Source organism: Helicobacter sp. 13S00482-2, from assembly GCF_002272795.1.
Taxonomy (GTDB): Bacteria; Campylobacterota; Campylobacteria; order Campylobacterales; family Helicobacteraceae; genus Helicobacter_J.
On the sequence record NZ_MLAT01000100.1, the window covers coordinates 1 to 312 of the forward strand.

The window sequence follows — 312 nt, forward strand, 5'->3', positions numbered from 1 at the left end:
GGAATGAAAGTAGGAGTGAATGTATCAGTGGTTTTATGGGAATTTGAGTTTTGATTATTGCTAGTTGTTTGATCATTAGAATCTTCAATCCCTTCAGTGTTACCCATCATTGGTTGATTGTTATTTTGATTTATATTTGAATTGTCATCATCAGATAAATCATTACTGTTTTGTTGTTTGATTGCTTGTTGTTCTTGTTTGTAAGCTTCATAAGCTTCTTTGGGTTTAGAGATCTCTACCTTGCCATTGACATCAATGATAAATCCTCCATCTCCTTCTTGTTCTGATGCCATCATAGCAATTCTTCCAGAA

Annotated in this window: 1 protein-coding gene; it reads right to left on the reverse strand. The window is 33.7% G+C overall.

From position 1 onward, the window contains the following. Positions 1–296 (reverse strand): hypothetical protein (locus tag BKH42_RS09275; protein WP_219349873.1); only part of this gene is annotated, 296 nt, incomplete at its 3' end. Positions 297–312: the final 16 nt, after the last annotated feature.